The following is a 6,430-nucleotide window of genomic DNA, read 5'->3' as shown; positions in this document are numbered from 1 at the left end:
TTGTAAGGTTCAAGCCAGTCAGTGGCTTGTAAGTGCGGCAGAAGACAGTACCACGCATTCAGTGACAAACAGGAGACAAAACCAATGAGCGCCCCTTCATCCGCGATCGAATCCACCCTGGTTGAAAATCGCATCTTCCCGCCGGCGCCGGCCACCGTGAAGGCCGCGCGTATTTCGGGTATGCCGGCTTACCAGGCGCTGTGCGTGGAAGCCGAGAAGGATTTCGAGGGTTTCTGGGCCCGCCTGGCGCGCGAAAACCTGAGCTGGAAGAAGCCCTTCACCCAGACACTGGATGAGTCCAATGCTCCGTTCTACAAGTGGTTTGCCGACGGCGAGCTCAACGCTTCTTACAACTGTCTGGACCGCCATCTGGGCACACCGGTCGAAAACAAAAAAGCCATCATCTTTGAAAGCGACGACGGCAAGGTTACCAACGTCACTTACAAAGAATTGCATGCCAGGGTCAGCCAGTTTGCGAGCGCGCTGAAAGGCGCCGGCATCAAAAAGGGCGACCGCGTCATCATCTACATGCCAATGACGGTCGAAGGTGTGGTGGCCATGCAGGCTTGCGCCCGCATAGGCGCCACGCATTCGGTGGTTTTCGGCGGCTTCTCGGCCAAGAGCCTTCAGGAGCGTATTCAGGATGCTGGTGCGGTCGCCGTCATCACCGCCAGCTACCAGTTGCGCGGCGGCAAGGAGTTGCCACTCAAGGCCATCGTCGATGAAGGCATCGCCATGGGCGGCTGCGAGTCGATCAAAAACGTGATCGTCTACCAACGTACGGCCACTGCCTGCAACATGGTGGCTGGCCGCGACAGCCTGATGCACGAGATCACCGCCAAGGCAGCTCCGGTGTGCGAACCCGAGTTCGTCGGCGCGGAGCACCCGCTTTTTATCCTTTACACCTCGGGCTCGACCGGCAAGCCCAAGGGCGTGCAGCACAGCACCGGAGGTTACCTGCTCTGGGCCAAACTCACCATGGACTGGACCTTCGACATCCAGCCCGCCGACGTGTTCTGGTGCACCGCCGACATCGGCTGGATCACTGGCCACACCTACGTGGCCTACGGCCCGCTGGCTGCCGGCGCAACGCAGATCATCTTTGAAGGAATACCGACCTTCCCGAATGCGGGCCGCTTCTGGCAGATGATCGAAAAACACAAGGTCACGATTTTCTACACGGCGCCTACGGCCATCCGTTCATTGATCAAGGCTGCCGAGGCTGACGAGAAAGTGCATCCGGCCCGCTCCGACTTGAGCAGCCTGCGCATCCTGGGCTCTGTTGGCGAGCCGATCAACCCCGAAGCCTGGATGTGGTACTACAAGAACGTGGGCGGCGAGCGCTGCCCCATCGTGGATACCTTCTGGCAAACCGAAACCGGTGGCCACATGATCACGCCGCTGCCCGGCGCCACGCCGCTGGTGCCCGGCAGCTGCACGCTGCCATTGCCCGGCATCATGACTGCCATCGTCGACGAAACCGGCAAGGATCTCCCCAATGGCGCGGGCGGCATGCTGGTCGTCAAGCGGCCCTGGCCCTCCATGATCCGCACCATCTGGAACGACCCGGACCGCTTCAAGAAAAGCTATTTTCCCGAAGAAATGGGCGGCACGATTTACCTGGCCGGCGACGGGGCAGTGCGCAATGTCGACAACGGCTATTTCCGCATCACCGGCCGTATCGATGACGTGCTGAATGTGTCGGGCCATCGCATGGGCACCATGGAAATCGAATCGGCGCTGGTAGCGCACTCTACGCTGGTGGCCGAGGCCGCCGTGGTGGGGCGGCCCGATGACCTGACGGGCGAGGCCATTGTGGCCTTTGTAGTGCTCAAGCGTTCACGCCCGACGGGTGAAGAAGCCAAGGCGATTGCCAAGGAGCTGCGCGACTGGGTGGGCAAAGAAATCGGCCCGATCGCCAAGCCCAAGGACATCCGCTTTGGCGACAACCTGCCCAAGACCCGAAGTGGCAAGATCATGCGCCGTCTGTTGCGCGGCATCGCCAAGGGCGAGACCATCACCCAGGACACCTCGACGCTTGAAAACCCTGCCATTCTCGATCAGCTGTCTGAAAAGCAGTGATCGAGAACGTGGCGTAGCCGCGTCAGCGAAGCTGGGGCAGGGTTGGGGGACACTCATATCGCGAAGCGATGTGACGTGGCCACAAAACCCTGCCATTCTCGATCAGCTGTCTGAAAAGCAGCGATTCTGAAGTCGGCATAAAAAAAGCCCGTCATTGACGGGCTTTTTTATGGGCGAGAAGCCCTCGGTTATTTCTGGGTCAGGATCCAGGCAACCAGTTTTTTGGCTTCGTCTGGGCTTACCTGGGCGTTGGCTGGCATAGGCACCGGGCCCCAGACGCCTGAACCGCCCTTGATGACTTTGGCAGCGAGCTTGTCGGCTGCGTCTTTTTGCCCAGCATATTTGGCTGCGACATCCTTGTAGGAGGGCCCAACCAGTTTTTTGTCAACGGCGTGGCAAGCCATGCAGTTTTTTGCGGTTGCCAGTTGCAGATCCGCCAGTGCAGGGGTCGATACTGCAAAAACTGCAGCCATGGAAGCGATGACCGAAAGAATGCGTTTCATGGATTGTCCTCGTGGGGAGTTGTGGATTCGGTTACAGTCAATTAACGTCATTGTAGTGGTGCCGGTTGACCCGGGTTTCAAGGGTTGACCCGGCCAGACCACCACACATTCAGAGGAGTTACAGATGTTTTTTCTATTGGTTGGAATTGTTGCGTTGGCACTGAAGTATCTCGAAATCGGGCCCGTTGCCACGTTAAGCTGGTGGATTGTGCTTTCTCCATTCGTGCTTGCAGCCCTCTGGTGGTGGTGGGCGGATGCATCGGGCTATACCAAGCGCAGGGAAGTAGACAAGATGGACAAACGCAGGCAAGACCGCATCGACAAGCAGCGCGACGCCATGGGTATGCTTTCGGCGAAGAAAAAGAAATAGCTGATACAGCGCAACTAGCTAAGACGCCAGGCAAGTTACCCGGTTTTTGCAACTGGCAGCTGGCTCCAAAGCAAAGAGCCCGTGAAGTCTGTAACTTCACGGGCTCTTTGCGCTTCAGCGGATCAAATCAATAGTCGTCCAGCACCGCACCCTTGCTGGCACTTGATGCATTGAAAGCGAACTTGGCCTGGACGCCGCGGGTATAGCGTGGCGCGGGGGCTTTCCAGCCGACCTTGCGTTTGGCCAATTCGGCGTCACTGATATTCAGCTGCAACAGGAGTTGCTTCGAATCGATGGTGATCGAATCTCCCTCATTGATGAAGGCGATATTGCCGCCAGCCGCAGCTTCAGGCGCCACGTGGCCAACCACCATGCCCCAGGTGCCACCGGAGAAGCGGCCATCGGTGATCAAGCCGACACTCTCGCCGAGGCCGGCACCGATCAGCGCGCCGGTGGGGGCCAGCATTTCAGGCATGCCGGGGCCGCCCTTGGGGCCGAGGTAACGCAGCACCATCACGTCACCAGCCTTGATCTTGCCGGCCAGGATGGCTGCAAGTGCTGATTGTTCGTCATCAAATACCCGGGCCGGGCCGGTCATGACGGGATTTTTCAGGCCGGTGATCTTGGCCACGCAGCCTTCGGGTGAGAGGTTGCCCTTCAGGATGGCCAGGTGGCCCTGGGCGTACATGGGTTTGTCGATGGGGCGGATCACATCCTGGTCTGCGCGCGGAACTTCAGGCACGTCCTTGAGCGTCTCGGCGATGGTCTGGCCGGAGATCGTCAGGCAATCGCCATGCAGCAGGYCGGCGGCCAGCAGTGTTTTCATGACCTGTGGAATACCGCCGGCGCGGTGCAGATCCACGGCGAGGTATTTGCCGGAGGGCTTCAAATCGCACAGTACTGGCGTACGCTGGCGCACGCGCTCGAAATCATCAATCGTCCACTCGACGCCGGCCGTGTGGGCGATGGCCAGGAAGTGCAGCACAGCGTTGGTGGAGCCGCCGGTTGCCATGATCACGGCGACCGCGTTTTCAATAGCCTTCTTGGTGACGATGTCGCGCGGCTTGATGTCCTTCTTGATCGCTTCAACCAGAACCTTGGCCGACTCTTTGGCTGAGTTCATTTTCTCGTCGTGCGGATTGGCCATGGTGCTGGAGTAGGGCAGTGAGATGCCCAGGGCCTCGAAAGCGCTGGACATGGTGTTGGCCGTGTACATGCCGCCGCAGCTGCCGGTGCCCGGAATGGCGCGGCGCTCGATTTGCAGCAGGTCTTCGTCGCTCATGCGCCCGGCGGCGTTTTCGCCCACGGCTTCAAACACGCTGACGATGTTGAGGTCTTTGCCCTTGTAGGTGCCCGGCAGGATGGTGCCGCCGTAGACGTAGATCGCCGGCACGTTGRCGCGCAGCATGCCCATCAGACCACCGGGCATGTTCTTGTCGCAGCCACCAACCACCAGCACGCCGTCCATCCACTGGCCCTGCACGCAGGTCTCGATGCAGTCGGAGATCACTTCGCGGCTCACGAGGGAGTACTTCATGCCCTCGGTGCCCATGGCCATGCCGTCGGAAATCGTCGGCGTGCCGAATACCTGCGCGTTACCGCCAGCTTCCTCGATGCCGACAATTGCCGCGTCGGCCAGTTTTTGCAGGCCGCTGTTGCATGGCGTGATCGTGCTGTGCCCATTGGCCACGCCGATCATTGGTTTCTTGAAATCGTCGGCCTCGTAGCCCATGGCGTAGTACATGGAGCGGTTGGGCGCGCGCGATTTGCCCTCGGTGATGTTCTTGCTGCGCGGGTTGGCAACGATGTTGACAGTTTTGGTTTCCATGGGGTGTCTCGTGGTGTTGGCTACTATGGCTTGCCCGCGTTTGACCTTGGGCATGCATCGGGAGAAACAGAGTATGCGTGCTTTGATTGATTCTTTCCAATCCATTATTAATCATCTATTAATATGTATGGCATATGAAAGATATTCTCGGCACCGCGGGCATGGCTTCCCGTAAACCGCCCTTGATCGAGCTTCGCCTGTGGCGTCAGTTTCTGGCAGTGGCCGAGGAGCTTCACTTCGGCCGCGCTGCCAAAAGCCTCAACATGACCCAGCCGCCGCTCACGCAGGCCATTGCGCAGCTGGAGGCGCATTTGGGCCTCAGATTGTTCGACCGCACCAAGCGCAGCGTGCAGCTCACGACGGCAGGTGCTGCCCTGGTGCCCGAAGCGCGTGACCTGCTGACACGTGCCTTGGCTCTTCCGGCCTATGCGCGCGCCAGCGCGGAGGGCGAGGCCGGGCGCTTGCGGCTGGCTTTTGTGTCTACGGTCGGTTTTGAGTTGTTGCCGCGTTGGGTGCTGGCCTTTCGCGAGCAATACCCCAAGGTGCAGCTGGAATTGATAGAGGCGACCGGCGACGTGCAGCTGCAGGCTTTTGAGCGCGGAGAGATCGACGCGGGCTTCATGTTGCATTCCCCTGGGTTCGCGCCGCCAGGCCTGGCCTGCCGGCGCATCAGCCAGGACCCGTTGGTGGTGGCGCTACCCGGGCAGCACTCGCTGGCAAGCAAGACTACGATTGCGCTCCCTGATCTGCTGGGCGAGCCTCTAGTGATCTTTCCGCGGCGAATCGTTCCGTCACTCTACGACGCGATTTTTGCGATGTATCACGCCGCAGGGCAATTGCCGCAGGTTGCCCAGGAAGCCATCCAGATGCAGACTATCGTGAACCTGGTATCCGCCGGGCTCGGCGTGGCCTGGGTTCCCGAGAGCGTGCGGCAGTTTCAGCGCCCTGGCGTGGTGTATCGCAGCCTGCCTGGTGGCAGGCCTTCCATGCGTAGTGGTGCACGGGGTGCTTCGGCCGTGGTGCCTGGCTGTGAGACCAGTCTGGTCTGGCCGCGGGCAAGCGCCAACCCGGCGCTTGCCCGCTTTATCACCTTTATCGGCGCATAGACCGCTCGAAGGCTTCTTCCCGTTCGCGTTGCCGGCGCGCCGCCACCGCACTTTGCTGCTGCTGCTTTTCCGCTGGGGTGAGTTCGCGCTGCTCCATTCTTCGTTGGGCTATTTCGCCGGCACTGCTGCAGCGGGCGCCGTGGTTGGCTTCGCAATTGGCAATGATCTGTTTGTCGGAAGCCTGCGCCTGGGTTTGGGCACCGCCTTTGCGCAGGCCACCCAGTGCCGAGGGCATGGCCTGGCGCGATCCGCCGCTGGATCGGTCAGCAGCAGCTGCCCGCGCATTCGCCGCAGCGTTTTCCGCTGCCCAATCCTTGGGTGCCGCGGCGGCTCCGCCATTGCCATAAAGCACGCCGGGCACGCCTGTTACAGGTGTGCCGTCAGTTGATGCTGGTGCCGCGGCAGGGGCCGGTGCGCGGACAATGAGCTTTTCATTGCCACCGCCGCTGGTCGCACAGGGCGTTTGTGAAAACACCTTTTTGCCGGCTGAATCAAGGCATTGGTAGACCTGTGCCGCAGCGGGTTGTATGCACAACAAACC

6 protein-coding genes are annotated in these 6,430 nt (G+C 60.4%); 3 read left to right on the top strand and 3 right to left on the bottom strand.

Annotated features, from left to right (window positions below; all coding sequences use genetic code 11):
* Positions 1 to 84 precede the first annotated feature (84 nt).
* Positions 85 to 2,082 (top strand): acetate--CoA ligase, encoded by a 1,998-nt coding sequence (gene acs, locus AC1D1P_RS11145; RefSeq protein WP_477669052.1) that lies wholly within the window; start codon positions 85 to 87, stop codon positions 2,080 to 2,082.
* Positions 2,083 to 2,270: 188 nt separating this feature from the next.
* On the opposite strand, the gene AC1D1P_RS11140 is transcribed toward acs, so the two are convergent.
* Positions 2,271 to 2,585 carry a c-type cytochrome gene (locus AC1D1P_RS11140; protein WP_457280326.1) on the bottom strand — a complete coding sequence of 105 codons (315 nt, stop codon included), beginning with the start codon at positions 2,583 to 2,585 and terminating at the stop codon, positions 2,271 to 2,273.
* Between the two features lie 124 nt (positions 2,586 to 2,709).
* On the opposite strand from AC1D1P_RS11140, the gene AC1D1P_RS11135 reads away from it, so the two are divergent.
* Complete coding sequence (locus AC1D1P_RS11135; RefSeq protein ID WP_477649753.1) at positions 2,710 to 2,955, top strand: TIGR04438 family Trp-rich protein; 246 nt, start codon at positions 2,710 to 2,712, stop codon at positions 2,953 to 2,955.
* Between the two features lie 127 nt (positions 2,956 to 3,082).
* Here AC1D1P_RS11135 and ilvD read toward each other — a convergent pair whose 3' ends face one another.
* Complete coding sequence (gene ilvD, locus AC1D1P_RS11130) at positions 3,083 to 4,783, bottom strand: dihydroxy-acid dehydratase (protein WP_477673010.1); 1,701 nt, start codon at positions 4,781 to 4,783, stop codon at positions 3,083 to 3,085.
* Between the two features lie 134 nt (positions 4,784 to 4,917).
* Between ilvD and AC1D1P_RS11125 the strand changes: the two genes are divergently transcribed.
* Entirely contained in the window at positions 4,918 to 5,889 is a 972-nt protein-coding gene (locus AC1D1P_RS11125; protein WP_477669054.1) for a LysR family transcriptional regulator, read from the top strand.
* Here AC1D1P_RS11125 and AC1D1P_RS11120 read toward each other — a convergent pair.
* Positions 5,876 to 6,430: DUF4124 domain-containing protein (locus AC1D1P_RS11120; RefSeq protein WP_477673009.1), on the bottom strand; the 555-nt coding region annotated here is incomplete at its 5' end. The genes AC1D1P_RS11125 and AC1D1P_RS11120 overlap by 14 nt on opposite strands.

The organism is Polaromonas sp. P1_E1_2 (assembly GCF_056406035.1).
The sequence above is the reverse complement of the archived record's forward strand: the minus strand, read 5'-3'. Positions and strand labels throughout refer to the sequence as shown.